The organism is Oleiphilus sp. HI0043 (assembly GCF_001634935.1).
The window spans coordinates 1-783 of record NZ_LWEY01000311.1; the positions used below are offsets into that span (position 1 = coordinate 1).

The following is a 783-nucleotide window of genomic DNA, read 5'->3' on the forward strand; positions in this document are numbered from 1 at the left end:
GCTACTGGCGGTAAGTTGTTTGCAGCGGGTACGGCTGGTGAGCGTTTTGGAGTTCGAAACTCTGGCGCTTCAGCGGTTGTTGAAGGCGCAGGTGATCACTGCTGTGAATATATGACTGGCGGTTTGATTACTGTTCTAGGTCAAACAGGTTATAACTTTGGTGCTGGTATGACAGGTGGTTTTGCCTATGTGCTAGACCAGGAAAATACGTTTGTAGATAAATACAATCATGAGTTGGTAGAAATTCAAAGAGTTTCAACTGAACAAATGGAGCCTTATCGCAATCATTTGCGAGGCGTTATTAAGGAGCATGTTGCTGAGACATCTAGTAAGTGGGGGCAAGAGATCCTTGAGCACTTCGATGACTTCATTGCTAAGTTCTGGTTAGTTAAGCCGAAGGCGGCTAGCTTGGATAACTTGCTTAACAACATGCGTTCTCGCCCTGAGTAGTGTTTCGAATTATCGAATACTCTCATTGCGAATAAGGTTTAGAGGTTAGAATATGGCAAAGCGTTTAAATAACAACTTTCAGTTTGTTGATGTGGGTCGAGTTGACCCAAAGAAAATTCCAATGGAAGGTCGTACCGAAGATTTTGGTGAGATCTATCAGTCATTTGATCAGAATGACGCGACTGAACAGGCTCATCGATGTCTTGAGTGTGGTAACCCTTACTGTGAGTGGAAGTGCCCGGTACATAACTATATCCCGAACTGGCTAAAGCTGGTTTCAGAAGGGAATATTCTTGAAGCGGCTGAACTGTGTCACCAGACAAACTCTTTGCC

The 783-nt window shown here is 44.2% G+C and carries 2 pseudogenes; both read left to right on the forward strand.

Features of this window, described 5'->3' with window-relative positions:
* A pseudogene (gene gltB, locus A3729_RS04330) lies at positions 1–450 on the forward strand (glutamate synthase large subunit); the annotation flags it as partial.
* Positions 451–502: 52 nt separating this feature from the next.
* Positions 503–783: pseudogene (locus A3729_RS04335) on the forward strand (glutamate synthase small subunit); the annotation flags it as partial.